Raw genomic sequence first — 16,990 nt, 5'->3', positions numbered from 1 at the left:
ACCACAAATCCCTGTAGGAGTGAGCCTGCTCGCGATAGCGGTCTGTCAGCCACATCAACTCTGACTGACACACTGCTATCGCGAGCAGGCTCACTCCTACAGGGGATCAATGGTGATCTGAAGATTCCACCAACTCGCGCAACGTATCGAGAAACAACCTGAGCACCGGCGAAGCATCGTCAGCGCGATAAGTCGCATACAAAGGCACCTCCGGCAGCGCCGGCGTCAGCTTGCGAAACACCAGCCCCGCCGGGGCCAACTGCTCGATCGAGGCCGGCAGCAGCGCCACCCCGAAACCCGCGCGCACCAGGCTGAGCAAGGTCTGCACCTCAATCACCTGCTGGCGGATCTGCGGGGTGAACCCGGCCTGGATGCAGCACTGGTAAAGGAAATTGGCAAACCGCGACTGCTTCAGTTCCAGCGCGACAAACGGTTCCAACGCCAGATCCGCCGGGGCCAGCACCTCGCGACCGGCCAGCGGATGATCGGCCGGCATCACCACATGGATCGGCTCGTAGATCAGCAACTCATTGCGCAGCAACGGATCGTCATAACCGACGCGAAACACGCAGGCGTCGATACGCTTTTCCTTCAACGCCTTGACCTGCGCCGCCGGAGTCATTTCATGCAGCCGCCAGTTCACCTGCGGATAGCGCTCGCGAAACAGGTGCAGGGCTCTGGGCAGCACGCCGACCATCACCGAACTGATCATGCCGATTTCCAGTTCGCCGAGCTGCCCGCGCCCGGTCTGGCGCGTCAGGTCCAGCGCCCGTTCCAGCTGTTCGAACACCAGCGGCGCCTGCTCCTTGAGCATCTGCCCCGCCGCTGTCAGCTCGACCCGGTGATGGCTGCGCTCGAACAACGGCGTGCCCAGCTCCTCCTCCAGCAGGCGAATCTGCTGGCTCAGCGGCGGCTGGCAGATGTGCAAACGCTCCGCCGCCCGACCGAAATGCAGCTCATCGGCCAGGGCCATGAAATACCGCAGCAGGCGCAGGTCCATGGCGCCTACCCCAGACTCAGCGGTGTCGAACGCTGACGCACGCCGGTCAGCGCAAACAAAGCGTTGGCTATCGCGGGTGCCACCGACGGACTGCCCAACTCACCGACGCCACCGGGTTTGCCTGGCTCGCCATCGAGCACCACGATATCGGTGGCCGGCATGTCCGACATCCGGGTCACGCGGTAGTCGTGGAAATTGCTCTGCACCACCCTGCCCTGTTGGATATCGAGCCGGTCAAACAGTGCATGACCCAAGCCCCACATCAGTCCGCCGTAGATCTGCTCCTCGACCCCGCCCGGCGACACCGCCAGACCGCAATCGACCACACAGGTCAGCTTCTCGACTTTCGGTTTGCCATCGACCGTCGCGACCCGCGCCACCACCGCGATAAAACTGGTGTAACCCTGATGGGTCGCAATGCCCAACGCAGTGCCGGGCGGTAACGGCTGGCCCCATCCGGCGCGTTCGGCAGCCTGTTTCAGCACCGCCACATGCCGTGGCCGCTCCTGCATGTTGGCCAGACGGAACGCCAGCGGATCCGCGCCTGCCGCATGCGCCAACTCGTCCATGAAGCTCTCGACGGCGAACACGTTGGGGATGAAGCTCACCGAGCGATACCAGCCGCTGGGCACATGGCTTTCGTGCTTGACCCAGTTCAGCTCCAGATGCGGCGGACGGTAGGCGAAGTCCCACGCGGTGATCGCTTCGGTGGTGCTGTAATCCATGTGATCCGGGCGCTCGAAATAGCCCGGCTCCCACTGCTCCGGCGAGGCGGGTGATACCGCGTGCAGTTGCAGCGCAGCGAGGTTGCCCTGGGCATCCAACGCGCCTTTGACCCGGTGCAGTGTGGCCGGGTGATTGAACAGTGCGTGCATCTCGTCTTCACGACTGTTGAGCAACTTCACCGGCACGCCGGTCTGTTGCGCCAGATACGCCACCTCGAACAACCAGTATTTGGCTTCCCGCGCACCGAAACTGCCGCCGGATACCAGTTCGTTGATGGTGACTTTGTCCTTGGCGATGCCACACACGGTTTGCGCGGCTTCCAGCGCTGACGACGGCACCTGCACGCCGCCCCAATAGGTGATTGCGCTGTCCTGCACGTGCGCGGTGATGCAGATCGGTTCCAGCGGGTTCTGCACCTTGTACGGCATGCGGTAATCGGCTTCGATCAGCTTCGCCGCGTGCGGCCATTGCGCGCCGACATCGCCATGCGTCATGGCCGTGATGGTTTGGCTTTTCGGATCGGTAATAGCAGCCGCTTGAGCCTTGGCCAGTTCCGCGCTGTCGAACCCGGCCAGTGGCGAATCACTCCACTTGATCTCCAACACTTTACGGCCCTGCTGCGCCGCCCAGAACGTGTCGGCCAGCACCGCGACGCCTTCCAGATTGCCGCCGAGCACGTCCGGGCGCCCGGGGACTGCAATCACCTTGCGCACGCCCGGCACCTGCAATGCCGCCGCCGATTCCACGCTGACGACTTTCGCCCCGACCACCGGCGCCCGCTGAATCACCGCCACCAGCATCCCCGGCAACTGCACGTCGATGCTGTACTTGAAGCGCCCGCAGACCTTGGCCGCGGCATCCCGCTTGTGGCGCAGTTTGCCGATGTATTTGAAGTGCGCCGGATCCTTCAGCGTGACGTGGGCCGGTGCCGGCAGACGCGCTGCCACCCCGACCAGGTCGCCGTAGCCGAGGCTGCGTTTGCTGGACAGATGAACCACCCGACCTTCTTCGGTGCTGCAGCTGTCGGGGCTGACTTTCCAGTGCTTCGCCGCAGCGGCGATCAACAACGCCCGCGCTGTGGCCCCGGCCATGCGCAAGCGCTCGTACTCCAGTGAAACACTGGTGCTGCCGCCGGTGGAGAAGACTTTCCAGATCGGGTGAATGTAGGCCTCGAAGAACGGATCTTCCGGGGTGATCACCTGCACGGTCATCGGGTTCAAATCCAGCTCCTCGGCCACACACGCAGCCAGTGCGGTTTGCGTGCCGGTGCCGGAATCGTGCTTGTGCACCACCAGTTTCACGGTGCCGTCGGGGAAGATCCGCACCCAGGCGTTGGGCTCGAATTCGGTGGCCGGCGCTGGGGCTTTCGGGTCGCTGGCGGCGCTGCCGGATGGCAGGTACAAGGCAATCGCCAGGCCCGAAGCGACCGTCGCTGCCTGCTTGAGAAACACCCGGCGTGACGGTTCGATCAAGGTGTCGTCGCGCAGGCTCATTACGCCTCCTTCGGCGCATTCGCCGCACGTTTGATCGCTTTGTTGATCCGCCCGTAAGTGCCACAACGGCAGATATTCCCCGACATCGCATTGCGGATCGAATCGTCGGTCACCGCCGCTCCCGTGTTGAGCAAGGCTGCCGCCGACATGATCTGCCCGGATTGACAGTAGCCGCATTGCGGCACATCTTCGGCGACCCAGGCCAGTTGCAGCGGATGACTTTCGTTCGGTGACAGACCTTCGATGGTGGTGATGCTGTGGCCCGCAACGGCGGCCAGCGGCAACTGGCAGGAACGCACCGCGACGCCGTCCAGGTGCACGGTGCAGGCACCGCACAGGCCCATGCCGCAACCGAATTTGGTGCCGGTGAGTTTCAGTTGATCACGCAGTACCCATAACAAGGGCATGGAGGGGGACGCTTCATCCAGCTCGCGTCGTTCGCCGTTTACCGTGAATGCGATCATTGTCAGGCTCCAAAAGAGCGGCCCGTCTTTGTGCGGGCCTGGTGACCGATTATTGGAAGCCCACGCAACACGCGGCCAGCGACGATTTCTGCCAACCGGTGTAAGCAGGACTAACAACATGTACAAGCGATACCCGTCGGTGCAGTCCATGAGCGCGTTCATCCACGCAGCGCGCAGTGGCAGTTTCTCCAGCGCGGCGCGCAAGCTCGACTTGACGCACAGCGCGATCAGCCAGCAAATCCGCGCGCTCGAAGAATTCATCGGCCAGCCGCTGTTCGTGCGTGAAGGCGGCGGCAGCAACCTGACCGATGCCGGGCAGTTGTTTGCCAGCGTGCTGGCGGATGGGCTGGCGCAGATCGACCGGGCGCTGTCCTCGGTGAAAAACCGCAGCGTGGCGCAGCGCCTGACATTGGACGTCGACAGCGAACTGGCACAGAGCTGGCTCAATCCGCGCCTGCCGGAATTGCTCGACGGACTGCCGGATTACGAGGTGACGCTGCTGTCGATGCCGCGCAGTGATCGCGGCAGCTTCGAGCGGGTCGATCTGGCGTTGCGTTACGGCTATGGCGATTGGGATGACTGCGAGATGACGCAGATCTGCGGCGATCGGGTGTTGGCCGTGGCTTCGCCGGCGCTGCTCGAGCGCTATGGTCTGCAGTTACCGCTGAGCCCGGAGCAGATTCTGCAGTTGCCGCTGTTGGGGTATACGCGAAGGTCGTGGATTCCGTGGCTGGATGCGGCCGGGATGCCGCCGGTAGAGCCAGCGGCGCGGGTGATTTTCGATAATGCGGCGAACCTGATTGCGGCTGCCGAAGCCGGGGTGGGCGCCGGACTGGTACGCGGCTTACTCGCCGCCGATGCGTTGCGCAGTGGACGGCTGGTGGCGTTGAACGAGGCGCAGATTGCTGCGCATTACAACCTCTACGCGGTGTGGCCGCATGGGCAGGCCGAGCGCGTGGCGCCGGTGGTTGAGGTGATCAGGCAGTTGGCTGCGCGTACACAGTCCTGACGCCTTCGCGAGCAAGCCCGCTCCCACATTTCGAGCGCATTCCTCCAGCAGAAATGCATTCCCCCTGTGGGAGCGGGCTTGCTCGCGAAGAGGCCCCATCAGTCACATCACTGTTGAATGACACTCCGCCATCGCGAGCAGGCTCACTCCCACATTTCAAGCGCATTCCTCCGCTGAAATGCATTCCCCCTGTGGGAGCGGGCTTGCTCGCGAAGAGGCCCCTTCAGTCACATCACTGTTGAATGACACTCCGCCTTCGCGAGCAGGCTCACTCCCACATTTCGAGCGCATTCCTCCAGCAGAAACGCATTCCCCCTGTGGGAGCGGGCTTGCTCGCGAAGGGGCCCCTTCAGTCACATCACTGTTGAATGACACTCCGCCTTCGCGAGCAGGCTCGCTCCCACATTTCGAGCGCATTCCTCCGCTGAAATGCATTCCCCCTGTGGGAGCGGGCTTGCTCGCGAAGAGGCCCCATCAGTCACATCACTGTTGAATGAAACTCCCCCATCGCGAGCAGGCTCACTCCCACATTTCGAGCGCATTCCTCCGCTGAAATGCATTCCCCCTGCGGGAGCGGGCTTGCTCGCGAAGAGGCCCCATCAGTCACATCACTGTTGAATGACACTCCGCCTTCGCGAGCAGGCTCACTCCCACATTTCGAGCGCATTCCTCCGCTGAAATGCATTCCCCCTGTGGGAGCGGGCTTGCTCGCGAAGAGGCCCCATCAGTCACATCACTGTTGAATGACACTCCGCCTTCGCGAGCAGGCTCACTCCCACATTTCGAGCGCATTCCTCCGCTGAAATGCATTCCCCCTGTGGGAGCGGGCTTGCTCGCGAAGAGGCCCCATCAGTCACATCACTGTTGAATGACACTCCGCCATCGCGAGCAGGCTCACTCCTACAATTGGAATGTGCCCCCCTGTAGGAGTGAGCCTGCTCGCGATAGCGCCGGTACAGTTTCCACAGAAGTAAAAACCAAAACCATATCGCCCAAGTATCACCAGCGCGCCCAATTAATATTGTACGAACCCCTCCGCCCTTTCCAATACTCGCCCTCAGCAACCACCCACCCGGGCCGGATGCGAACAGGCGAGGGAATGCGCGAGTGCTGCGCATAGAAATGGCCGATAGCCCGGGGCGTGGATGCCGAGAGCCGCAAGGCTCCCTTCCCCGCTATCAGGAGATCGACTTCAATGATCATCGATATCAGCTGCTATCCCACGGATCTCGTGGACCTCGCCTGGAGGCATGACGGTGACCCGTTCACCGGCGAGCGTTTGCTGGAGATGATGGATGGCCCGTACATGGTCAACGGCAAACCTCGCCGGATCGACAAAGCCTTCATCCAGCCGCCGCAGGGCAACACGATTTACACCTGGACCGACGGCGAACTCTCGGGCCGTGAATCCATCGACGCCTACATGGCCTACACCCTGAAAATGGTGCAGACCTACCCGGATCGTTTCATCGGCTGCTTCGTCTACAACCCGCGCTGCGGTGTGGAAAACGGCGTCGAAGCGATCGAGCGCTACGTCAAGGAACACGGCTTCAAGATGGTGCAGATGCAGGCCAATATGCACGCCTACCGGCCTGATCGTGCACTGGACTGGGTGCGCCCGTGCTTCGAGAAATGCGCCGAACTGGGCATCCCGGTCAAGCTGCACACCGGTGACGGGCCGTACAGCATTCCGTCGGAATGGGTGCCGATGATCAAGGAATTCCCCAACGTGAATTTCATCATGGCCCACTTCGGCGTGCAGACCGGTGGGGTCTACGTATTCGAACCGATGCAATGGGCGATGGAACTGCCCAACGTCTATTGCGAATCGGGCTGGTGCCTGCAATCGCGGATCGTCGAGTTCGCCAAGGTCCTGCCGACGCACAAGATCCTCTTCGGCACCGACACCCCGCCGAACGAACCGGGCATGTGGCTGCGCCTGCTCGAAGTGTTGTGCCACGAGCCGCCGCAGGGCCTGAACCTCGACGAAGACACCCTCGAGGAATACCTGGGCAACAACACCGCGCGGATGATCGGCCTCGAGCCAACCGCACCGCCGCGTTCCGTTTCCGAAGCAGAGGCGCAACTCAAGCGCCCCGTCACCACGCAACTGGCCAGGAGCTGAACCGATGATCATCGACACCCATCTGCACCCCACCAACCTGGTCGACGAGGCCTGGCGCCACACCGGCGAACCGTTCACCGGCGAGCGCATGCTCAAGCTGATGGACGGCCCGTACATGATCAACGGCAAACCGCGCCGCATCGACATGGGCTTCATCCAGCCGCCACCGGGCAACACCGGCTATCGCGACGGCAACCGCCGGGGCCGCGAGGGCGTGCGTGACTACATGTCGTACGTCGCCGAACTCTGTGTGAAGTACCCGGATCGCTTCATCGGCAACTTCAACTTCAACCCGCGCTGGGGACCGGAAAACGGTGCGGCGGAGCTGGAATTCCACATCAAGGAATACGGCTTCAAGATGCTCAAGCTGCACGCCAACATGCACGGCTATCGCCCGGACCGGGCGCTGGACTGGTTGCGTCCGGCGATGAAAGTCTGCGCCAAGTACAACATCGTGGTGCTGATCCATACGGGCGATGGCCCGTACACCATTCCGACGATGTTCTACCCGATCATCCGCGAGTTCCCGATGGTCAATTTCATCATTGGCCACTTCGGCATCCAGACCGGCGGCAACTACTCGTTCGAGGCGTTCTGGATGGCGATGGACACGCCGAACGTGTACTGCGAATCCGGCTGGTGCTTCCAGTCGCGGATCGTCGAATTCGCCAAGGAACTGCCGCGCAACAAGATCGTGTTCGGCACCGATTCGCCGCCGAACGAACCGGGCATGTGGCTCAGGGAGCTTGAGGTGCTGTGCTCACCGGCACCGCAAGGGCTGGGCATCGATGAGGATCATCTGGAGGACTACCTGGGCAACAACATCGCCCGGTTGTGCGGGATCGAGCCGACGCCACCGCCCAAAGACCTGGTTGAGGCCGACATACGCCTGACCACCACGTACCTCTGACACCGCAGTTCGCTGAAGCCATGCTGAACCCTTGTGGCGAGGGAGCTTGCTCCCGCTGGGTGGCGAAGCCGCCCCAAAGACGAAGGCCTGCTGCGCAGTCCAGCGGGAGCAAGCTCCCTCGCCACAGGGATCTCCTCAGCACCTAAGTAAACAGCAGAGGCAACACAGCGACTTTACAGGCACGAAGATGACCCGGCGTTCCCTCGACCGGCAGGCCAACGGCTGCTCGATCGAACGCGCTCTCACCCCTGCGTGCCTGCTTTTTACGAGGTGAAACCATGACCCGTTCGACGCTCGGCGACACGCAGGATTTTCACGTTTTCATCGACGCCTATCGCCGTGAGTACCCGGACGATGTGCTGACCATCACCCAAGCGCTTTCTGCCGATCAGGACGTCACTGCCCTGGTCGATGCCCTGGCCGCACAGGGCCGTGATCCGTTGCTGATCTGCGAAAACGTCGGCGGCCTCAAGGTGCCGGTGGCGACCAATCTGTTCGCCTCCCGCACCCGTATTGCCCGGTTGTTCGGTGTCACCCCGGCGCAATTGCACGAAACCTTCCAGAGCCGCGCCAACCAGCCCATCGCCCCGCGCTACGTGGCAACCGGCCCGGTGCTTGATGAAGTGTTCGAAGGCGAAGCCGTGGATCTGGCGCTGCTGCCGATGCTCAAGCACTTCGACAGCGACCGCGGCCCGTACATCACCAACGCGATCATCATCGCCGAGGACCCGCTGACCGGCATCGCCAACATGAGTTACCACCGCTCGATGCGCCACGCCCGCCAGTCCTTGGCGACCAGCCTGCACTCGCGCGGACACCTGTGGCGAATGCTACAGACCGCCCGTGAACGCGGTGAAGAATTGCGCGTGGCGATGGTGGTCGGCGCGCACCCGCTGTTCATGCTCGCGGCGGCGGCGCGTTTGCCCTACGGCAGCGATGAACGCGCCGTCGCCGGCGGCTTGTTCGGCGCGCCGCTGGAACTGGTCAAGACCCCGCGCTACGGCATTGGCGTCCCGGCATACGCCGAGTTCGTCCTCGAAGGCGCCATCGACCCGACGGCCTACGCCGAGGAAGGCCCGTTCGGCGAGTTCAGCGGTTATTCCTCGGATCGCTCGACCAACAACGTGCTGCGCGTCGACACCCTGTTACGGCGCAAGGACGCCTGGCTGGTGGACGTGATGGGCGGCCGCTACGCCGAACACCTGACACTGGCGCGGCTACCGCGCGAAGCGGAAATGAGCGAAAAACTCAAGGCGCGCTTCCCTGCCGTCACCGCCGTGCATTACCCGAATTCCGGCACGCACTTTCATTGCTATGTGGCGCTGGATCAGAGCCGCGACGGCGAAGCGCGGCAGATCATGCTCGCCCTGCTCGGCTGGGACCCGTACCTGAAAAGCGTGATCGCGGTGGACAGCGATATCGACATCACCGACGACAGCCAGGTGTTGTGGGCGCTGGCCACGCATTTCCAGCCGCATCTGGATATTTTCGTGATCGACGGTTTGCCCGGCAGCCCGCTGGATCCGTCGTCCTCGGTCAACGGCACCACTTCGCGCATGGGCCTGGACGCCACCCGTGGCTCGGGCTTCGACGGGATCAAGGCGCAGCTCGATCAGGACGTGCTCGAACGTGCCCGGCAACTGCTCAAAGGGCTGGCATCGTGAACCGCCAGCGGCTGGTGGTTGGCATCAGCGGCGCGTCCGGCTTCATCTACGGCGTGCGCCTGCTGCAATTGCTCGCCGAACTGGACATCGAAAGCCACCTGATCATCAGCCGTGCCGCGCTGCTGACCATGGCCCATGAAACCGACTACAAACTGGCCGAGGTCACCGCGCTCGCCAGCCACTACCACCGCGCCGATGACGTCGCCGCCGGGATCGCCAGTGGCTCGTTTCGCTGCCTGGGCATGGTGGTCGCGCCGTGTTCGATGCGCACGCTGGCGGAGATCGCCACCGGCACTTCGTCCGGGCTGATCGGTCGCGCCGCCGACGTCACCCTCAAGGAACGCCGCACGCTGGTGCTGATGGCCCGCGAAACGCCGCTGACCCTCGCCCACCTGCGCAACATGACCGCCGTCACCGAGATGGGCGGGATCATCGCCCCGCCGGTGCCGGCGTTCTACGCCCGGCCCGAAAGCCTGGCGCAGATGGTCGATCACAGCCTCGGCAGAGTGCTCGACCTGTTCGGCCTCGATGCCGGCGTTGCCGCCCGCTGGAAAGAACACCGAGAACCCTGTGGGAGCGGGCTTGCTCGCGAATGCGGTGGGTCATTCAACAATGATGGTGGCTGAACCGCCGCATTCGCGAGCAAGCCCGCTCCCACCCAAAGCAAATCCGCGTCCATCAAGGAGCTGCATATGAACACCCCCTTCAACGCCCCAACCCCCAACACCAAAATCCCCGTGACCATCCTCACCGGTTTTCTCGGTGCCGGCAAAACCACCCTGCTCAACTACATCCTCAAGGAAAACCACGGGCGCAAGATTGCCGTGATCGAAAACGAGTTCGGCGAGGTCGGCATCGATGGCGATCTGGTGCTCAGCTCCGAGACCGAAGAAATCTACGAGATGGTCAACGGCTGCGTGTGCTGTACCGCCGAAGTTCGCGAGGATCTGGTGCGCATCGTCCGCGAGCTGGTGGCGCGCCCGGTGCGCCTCGATCACATCCTGATCGAGACCAGCGGTCTGGCCGATCCGTACCCGGTGGCGCAGAGCTTTTTCATCAATGACCCGATTGCCGAGGAAGTCGAACTCGACGCGATCGTGACCATGGTCGACGCCAAGCACATCGCCCAGCACCTGGAAGATCTGCAACTGGACGGCGTCGATAATCAGGCGGTGGATCAGATCGTCTGCGCCGACCGCATCGTCATCAACAAGGTCGATCTGGTCAGCAGCGACGAGGTGGAAATCCTGCGCGGCAAGATCCGTGGCTTGAACGCCACGGCGGATCTGGTGACCTCCACCCATGCGCAGATCGACCTGACGAAAATCCTCGGCATCGGCGCGTTCGAATGCACGCAGAAGCTCATGGAAATCGGCGCTGAACCTGAGCATCACGACCATGAACACCACCATGAACAAGCCGACCATGAACACGACCCCAGCGTGTCATCGGTGGGCATCGCCGTGGACGGCGCGGTCGACCTGATGGCGTTCCATCGCTGGATCAGCGAGCTGCGCTCCTCGCAGGCCGACAACCTCTATCGGATGAAAGGCGTGCTCGCCGTGGCCAACGAAGACCAGCGCTACGTGCTGCAAGGCGTGCACAGCCTGGTGGAGTTTCGCGCCTCGACCGCGTGGGGCACGGAGCCTCGCTCGAGCAAGATCGTGTTCATCGGCCGCGACCTGGACCGCGCGGCGCTGAATCAGGGCTTTGCCACCTGCCTGGCAGGCTGAACAAGGCATCGGAGCCGGTGGATGGCGGCTTCGCAGCACGAATGACTGAAACCACTCAATTGACGGTGACACCGAACCTGTGGCGAGGGAGCTTGCTCCCGCTGGGTCGCGAAGCGGCCCCTGAAAAGCATGGGCCTGCTGCGCAGTCCAGCGGGAGCAAGCTCCCTCGCCACAGGTGTCTCATCACGGCGTCAATCAATTGATCGGCATCAGACGAATACCCCTCTGTACCGAATAACAACAGCTAGAGGTGATTCCCCATGTCGTCAGCCACTCCTTCCTCCACCGTGCACCCCGTCGACCGCGTTCTGCCGGTGCGACAGATGCTCACCCTCGGCCTGCAACACATGGCCGTCTCGTACATCGGCGCCATCGCCGTGCCGTTGATTGTCGCCAGTGCTCTGAAAATGTCCCACGCCGACACCGTGGTGCTGATCAGCACCACGCTGTTCTGCTCCGGCATCGCCACCCTTTTGCAAACCGTCGGCTTCTGGAAATTCGGCGTGCGTCTGCCGATTCTGCAAGGCGTGGCGTTCAGCAGCGTCGGCCCGGTGATTGCCATCGGCAGCAACCCCGACGTGGGATTTGCCGGGGTTTGCGGGGCGGTGATCGGTGCCGGGATCTTCACCATGCTGATGGCGCCGTTCGTGGGCCGATTGCGGCGGTTCTTCCCGCCGGTGGTCACCGGCTGCATCGTCACGGTGATTGGTTTGCAGCTGTTCCCGATCGCCTATGAATGGGTCGGTGGCGGACGCAACGCGAGCAACTTCGGCGCCCCGGCATTTCTCGCGGTGGCGGTGGTGGTGCTGCTGACCATTCTGCTGGTCAATCGCTATGGCAGTCCGCTGCTGCGCAACATGGCGGTGCTGGTGGGCATGCTGGTCGGCGCCGGTCTGGCCTACGGTCTGGGCATGGGCAATTTTCACAGCGTCGAAGAGGCGCCCTGGCTGACCGTGCCCTACCCGTTCTACTTCGGTTTGCCGACTTTCAGCCTGATCCCCATCGCGACCATGGTGGTGGTGATGATCGTGCAGATGGTCGAGTCGATGGGGCTGTTCGTGGCCATCGGCGACATCGTCGACAAACCGGTAGAAGACAAACAGGTAATCAACGGCCTGCGCGCCAATGGCCTGGCGAGCACCATCGCCGGGATGTTCGCCGCATTCCCGTTCATCGCCTTCATGGAAAACGTCGGCCTGGTGATCCTGACCGGTGTGCGCAGCCGCTGGGTGGTCGCCGTCAGTGGCCTGCTGATGTGCTCGATTGCGCTGGTGCCCAAGGCCGGGGCGATCATCGCTTCGATGCCGACCGCGGCGTTGGGCGGCGCCGGCATTGCGATGTTCGGCGTGGTCGCGGCGGCGGGCATCCAGACCCTGGCCAAGGTCGATTACGAGCGCAATCGCTTCAACGTGCTGATCGTCGGTTTCACCATCGCCGCCGCGCTGGTACCGGTGCTCGCGCCCACCCTGTTCAAACAAATGCCCGAGTGGTCACAGCCGTTCCTGCACAGCAGCGTGGTCATCGCCTGCCTGGTGTCGGTGCTGCTCAACGCGGCGCTCAACGGCGTCAGCGTGCCAGAAACCACACCCGGCAAATCCGCCTCGCACATTCTCTGACTGGAGCCTGCCCATGACTCGACTTCAAAACATCCTGATCAAAAACCCGGTCGCGGTGATGACCGGCCTGCGCGGCCCGCGTGCCCGGGCCGGCGCAGTGGACATTCGTGTGGTCAACGGACGCATCGCCGAAATGGCCGCCGACCTCCAAGCGCAACCCGACGAGCGGGTGATCGATGCGCGCAACGGCGTGGTCTATCCGGGCTGGATCAACACCCACCATCACCTGTTCCAGAACCTGCTCAAAGCCGTGCCCGAAGGCTTGAATCAGGACCTGCAAGGCTGGCTGGCGAGCGTGCCCTATCCACGCCTGAACCGCTTCACCCCGCAACTGGCGCGCATCGCCGCCCGTCTGGGCATGGTCGAGCTGCTGCTGTCCGGCGTCACGACCTGCGCCGATCACCATTACCTTTACCACGCCCACGGCAGCACCGAGACCGGGGATTTGCTGTTCGATCTGGCCGACGAATTCGGCCTGCGCTTTGTGTTGTGTCGCGGTGGCGCACTGGAGTCCGCCAGCGCCCACCCGGGCTTCTCGAAAACCGCGCTGCAACCGGAAAGCCTCGAGCAAATGGTCGGCGACATCGAACGGCTGAAATCGCTGTATCACCAGGACACCCCGGACGCCCTGCGCCGGGTGGTCGTCGCACCCACCACGCCAACCTTTTCGCTGCCGCCGACCCTGCTGCGCGAACTGGCGCACACCGCGCGCGGTCTCGGTTTGCGTCTGCACACGCATTTGTCGGAAACGCAGAACTATGTGAATTTCTGCCGCGACAAGTACAACTGCCTGCCGGTGGAATTCGTCGCCGAACACGAATGGCTCGGCCCCGACGTCTGGTTTGCCCATGCCGTGCACCTGCAACCCGGCGAAATCCGCATGCTCGCCCAGACCGGCACCGGCATCTCGCACTGCCCGGTGAGCAACGCTCGCCTCGGCAGCGGCGTCGCGCCGGTGCCGCAAATGTACGAGGCCGGCGTGCCGATCTCCCTCGGCGTCGACGGCGTGGCGTCCAACGAATCCGGAAGCATGGTCGGCGAAGCCAACACCGCGTGGCTGATCCACCGCGCCGAACAGGGCGCCTCAGCGACCACCGTCGAAGACGTGATCCACTGGGGCACGGCGGGCGGTGCGCAGGTATTGGGATTGGGCGCGGTCGGTACGCTGGAGGTCGGGCAAGCGGCGGATCTGGTGATCTACAGCCTTGATCACCCACGCTTCTTCGGTTTCCACGACAGTGCGGTCGCACCGGTCGTCGCGGGCGAGCCGATCAGCGTGAAGTACAGCCTGGTGGGCGGCCGGATCGTGGTCGATAACGGCGTGATTCCGGGGCTGGATATCGAACGGATGCGCGCCGAGGCGTGGGAAGGTGTGCAGGCGATGATGAATATCGACGATTGACCCGCAGGCGATGCAAAACCTGTAGGAGTGAGCCTGCTCGCGATAGCGGTGTGTCAGCTGACATTTGCGCTACTGACGCCCCGCTATCGCGAGCAGGCTCACTCCTACAGGGAACAACGGCGCATTCGCGGACTCGGGGATTCTCGACTAAGGTTACTCCCTCATCGGATTGAGCCCCTGCCAGCTCCACCGGGCTCTTGATCAAGGAGAGACTGATGACGTCGCGTCGCAACATCGAACAGACTTATCGCACCTGGTCCAGCCCCATCCTGCTGGAGTTGAAAAAGCGCGAACACCAAATGGCGCCGGTCGAGCGTCAGGCACTGGAGAATGTTTTGGTCGAACGAAGGTTGCTGGATGTCGGCAACCCCAACGGCCCCGACCGACGCCAGGGCACAGCGGGCAAGAATGACCGGCCCGGTTGATCACAGCGTCAGACCGGGTTGATGTTCAACCCCAGTTTCAGCAGTTCCTTGCGCAGCATCGACGGTTTCACAACAGCCATGCCCGCCTGCCATTGCAGCGGCAACAACCGATCCAGCTTCTGCTGGCTGAGCAGCGGCTCAGCCAGCAAACAACTCTTGCCGTCACGGATGCTGATGACGTTCAGCAACCAGTCATCGCCCTGCCCGACCATCCAGCCGCCGATCTCGTTGCGATGTTTGTGAAGCAACGCATCGGCGTCCCACACCGTCATCTGTGCGAAGACCTGCGGCAGGTTGCTGTCCGGTTTGAAGCGCTTCAGATCCGCCGCCAACGCGGTCTGCAGGTCCGCTTCGATGGCGGCCTGACATTCGAGGAAATACTGCTCGGGCCAGTTTGCCGGCAGATTCGCCCGCTGCATTAATGCCTCATAAGCTTCAATATCCGCCTCAGAGGTCATCTGCCCGGTGAGGTTAAGCGTGTTATCGAGGATTGCCGTGGCCAGCAATTTCGCGCTTTGCTCGCTGATTCGAGAGAGCAGACCCGCAGCTTGCCAACGCTGAAAAACCAGCGTCGCCGCTGCACCAATCGGGCGGATGTCGGCGGCGGAACCCAGTCGCTCTGCCCAGTACGGCTCGTAACCGGGATGATGATCGATGACCTCGACCACTTGGTCGAGCACCACCAGCGGGTCGAAGTGGTGATAGTCGGACACATCGACCAACACGAATTCGTCGTTTGCTTGCGGCGTGTAACGCTGAAAAGCAGCGCCCCAACTCAGAACGGTCGGCGACACGCTGCTGTTGGGCGTTGCGCTGCTGACCGCGCGGGCGGGACTGCCTTGCAGGTTGAGCAACTCTGCGTAGGCAATGCAACAGGCGTAGGCGTCGATGTCCAGATAGGAGGCGCCGGAGGTGATGATTTTCATGGGGCGCAAACGTCGCACATTTCCATGACATTGGGGTGACATAAAAAGATCGCAGCCTTCGGCAGCTCCTACAGGTTGAATGCAATCCAACTGTAGGAGCTGCCGCAGGCTGCGATCTTTTGATCTTCAGGCCGCGGCTTTACCAGCGGCCACCATCGCCGAAGCCGCGAGCATCGCCCGCAGCAACACCGCACAGCCCGCCGCGAGATCGTCCGGCGCGGCGTTTTCGATTTCGTTGTGGCTGATCCCGCCCTCGCACGGTACGAAGATCATCCCGGCCGGGCCGAGTTCGGCGAGGAAGATTGCGTCGTGGCCCGCGCCACTGACGATGTCCATGTGTGACAGGCCCAGGCCTTGCGCCGCACCGCGCACGGCTTCGACGCAGCCTTTTTCGAAGTACAGCGGCGGGAAGTCGGCAGTCGGCGTTAGTTCATAGGTCAATCCGTGCTCTTCGCAAGTGGCGTCGATGACTTGCTTCACCTCGGCGATCATCGAATCGAGTCGCTCCGGTTGCAGATGCCGGAAGTCGAGGGTCATGCGCACTTCGCCGGGGATGACGTTGCGCGAGCCGGGATAGGCTTGCAGGCAACCGACGGTGCCGCAGGCATGGGGTTGGTGGCCGAGGGCCGCGCGGTTGACCGCACCGACGATCACCGAGGCGCCGACCAGAGCGTCCTTGCGCAGGTGCATCGGGGTTGGCCCGGCGTGGGCTTCGACGCCGCGCAGTTTCAGGTCGAACCATTTTTGCCCGAGGGCGCCGAGTACCACGCCGATGGTTTTCTGCTCGTCTTCGAGGATCGGGCCTTGCTCGATGTGTGCTTCGAAATAGGCACCCACCTTGTGCCCGCTGACTTTGCGTGGTCCGGCATAGCCGATGGCATTCAGGGCTTCGCCGACGGTGACGCCATCGGCATCGACCTTGGCGAGAGTTTCTTCGAGGGTGAATTTTTCCGCGAACACCCCGGAGCCCATCATGCACGGAGCAAAGCGCGAGCCTTCTTCGTTGGTCCAGACCACCACTTCCAGCGGTGCTTCGGTCTCCACGCCGAGGTCATTGAGGGTGCGCAGCACTTCGACCCCGGCGAGCACGCCGAAGCAGCCGTCGAACTTGCCGCCGGTGGGCTGGGTGTCGATGTGGCTGCCGGTCATTACCGGCGGCAGGTTCGGATTGCGTCCCGGGCGGCGGGCGAAGATGTTGCCGACTTCATCCACCGTGACGCTGCACCCGGCGTCCTTGCACCACTGCACGAACAGGTCGCGGGCCTGACGGTCGAGGTCGGTCAGGGCCAGGCGACAGACCCCGCCCTTGACCGTGGCACCGAGCCTGGCCAGTTCCATGAGCGAGGCCCAGAGGCGGTCGCGGTTGATGTGCTGATGGGTGGATTGCAGAACGTCTACGGCTGCGTTCATGTTGATCTCCTCAGGCAGTTCTTATGAGTGTCTTCAGGTAATTCTTTGGTGGGTTTGAGGCCGCCTTCGCGAGCAAGCCCGCTCCCA

The 16,990-nt window shown here is 62.9% G+C and carries 14 protein-coding genes; 9 read left to right on the top strand and 5 right to left on the bottom strand.

The genetic code is table 11. The features are described 5' to 3' along the window. Positions 1-106: 106 nt before the first annotated feature. The 3 genes from ACVHNU_RS07960 to ACVHNU_RS07950 are packed head-to-tail and all read right to left on the bottom strand — an operon-like array spanning position 107 to position 3,683. Positions 107-1,000 carry a LysR substrate-binding domain-containing protein gene (locus ACVHNU_RS07960; RefSeq protein WP_473019387.1) on the bottom strand — a complete coding sequence of 298 codons (894 nt, stop codon included), beginning with the start codon at positions 998-1,000 and terminating at the stop codon, positions 107-109. A 5-nt stretch (positions 1,001-1,005) separates the two neighbouring features. Continuing rightward, positions 1,006-3,219 carry a xanthine dehydrogenase family protein molybdopterin-binding subunit gene (locus ACVHNU_RS07955; RefSeq protein ID WP_473019386.1) on the bottom strand — a complete coding sequence of 738 codons (2,214 nt, stop codon included), beginning with the start codon at positions 3,217-3,219 and terminating at the stop codon, positions 1,006-1,008. Further along, a complete protein-coding gene (locus ACVHNU_RS07950) occupies positions 3,219-3,683 on the bottom strand; it encodes a (2Fe-2S)-binding protein (RefSeq protein ID WP_103369144.1) in 465 nt (154 codons plus the stop codon). Before ACVHNU_RS07950 ends, ACVHNU_RS07955 begins: the two co-directional genes overlap by 1 nt. A gap of 118 nt (positions 3,684-3,801) precedes the next feature. On the opposite strand from ACVHNU_RS07950, the gene ACVHNU_RS07945 reads away from it, so the two are divergent. The 9 genes from ACVHNU_RS07945 to ACVHNU_RS07905 all read left to right on the top strand — a co-directional run bounded on the left by ACVHNU_RS07945 (position 3,802) and on the right by ACVHNU_RS07905 (position 14,567). Continuing rightward, the gene (locus ACVHNU_RS07945) at positions 3,802-4,692 is read left to right on the top strand and encodes a LysR substrate-binding domain-containing protein (protein ID WP_045122397.1); all 891 of its coding nucleotides are present in this window, start codon (positions 3,802-3,804) and stop codon (positions 4,690-4,692) included. 1,195 nt (positions 4,693-5,887) lie between these two features. After that, a complete protein-coding gene (locus ACVHNU_RS07940) occupies positions 5,888-6,817 on the top strand; it encodes an amidohydrolase family protein (RefSeq protein WP_201137938.1) in 930 nt (309 codons plus the stop codon). 4 nt (positions 6,818-6,821) lie between these two features. Beyond that, positions 6,822-7,727, top strand: a complete 906-nt coding sequence (locus tag ACVHNU_RS07935) for an amidohydrolase family protein (RefSeq protein ID WP_003224037.1) — start codon at positions 6,822-6,824, stop codon at positions 7,725-7,727. 278 nt (positions 7,728-8,005) lie between these two features. Then, positions 8,006-9,391: a UbiD family decarboxylase gene (locus ACVHNU_RS07930; protein WP_003224035.1), complete on the top strand. Its 1,386-nt coding sequence runs from the start codon at positions 8,006-8,008 to the stop codon at positions 9,389-9,391. Then, positions 9,388-10,017 (top strand): UbiX family flavin prenyltransferase, encoded by a 630-nt coding sequence (locus tag ACVHNU_RS07925; protein ID WP_473019385.1) that lies wholly within the window; start codon positions 9,388-9,390, stop codon positions 10,015-10,017. The genes ACVHNU_RS07930 and ACVHNU_RS07925 overlap by 4 nt, the downstream gene beginning before the upstream one ends. A gap of 66 nt (positions 10,018-10,083) precedes the next feature. Next, positions 10,084-11,124 carry a CobW family GTP-binding protein gene (locus tag ACVHNU_RS07920; protein ID WP_473019384.1) on the top strand — a complete coding sequence of 347 codons (1,041 nt, stop codon included), beginning with the start codon at positions 10,084-10,086 and terminating at the stop codon, positions 11,122-11,124. A gap of 260 nt (positions 11,125-11,384) precedes the next feature. After that, complete coding sequence (locus tag ACVHNU_RS07915; RefSeq protein WP_003224032.1) at positions 11,385-12,740, top strand: nucleobase:cation symporter-2 family protein; 1,356 nt, start codon at positions 11,385-11,387, stop codon at positions 12,738-12,740. Positions 12,741-12,753: 13 nt separating this feature from the next. Further along, positions 12,754-14,142 (top strand): amidohydrolase family protein, encoded by a 1,389-nt coding sequence (locus ACVHNU_RS07910; protein ID WP_473019383.1) that lies wholly within the window; start codon positions 12,754-12,756, stop codon positions 14,140-14,142. A 215-nt stretch (positions 14,143-14,357) separates the two neighbouring features. Next, on the top strand, positions 14,358-14,567 hold the full coding sequence (locus ACVHNU_RS07905) for a hypothetical protein (RefSeq protein WP_003224027.1): 210 nt from the start codon (positions 14,358-14,360) through the stop codon (positions 14,565-14,567). 8 nt (positions 14,568-14,575) lie between these two features. Here ACVHNU_RS07905 and ACVHNU_RS07900 read toward each other — a convergent pair whose 3' ends face one another. Continuing rightward, positions 14,576-15,493: a DHH family phosphoesterase gene (locus ACVHNU_RS07900; protein WP_473019382.1), complete on the bottom strand. Its 918-nt coding sequence runs from the start codon at positions 15,491-15,493 to the stop codon at positions 14,576-14,578. A gap of 126 nt (positions 15,494-15,619) precedes the next feature. Then, positions 15,620-16,903, bottom strand: a complete 1,284-nt coding sequence (locus ACVHNU_RS07895) for a Zn-dependent hydrolase (RefSeq protein WP_473019381.1) — start codon at positions 16,901-16,903, stop codon at positions 15,620-15,622. Positions 16,904-16,990: the final 87 nt, after the last annotated feature.

It is taken from the genome of Pseudomonas sp. Ors-4-3C, assembly GCF_055755035.1.
Note: the sequence above shows the minus strand (reverse complement) of the source record. Positions and strands in the feature narration are given on the sequence as shown.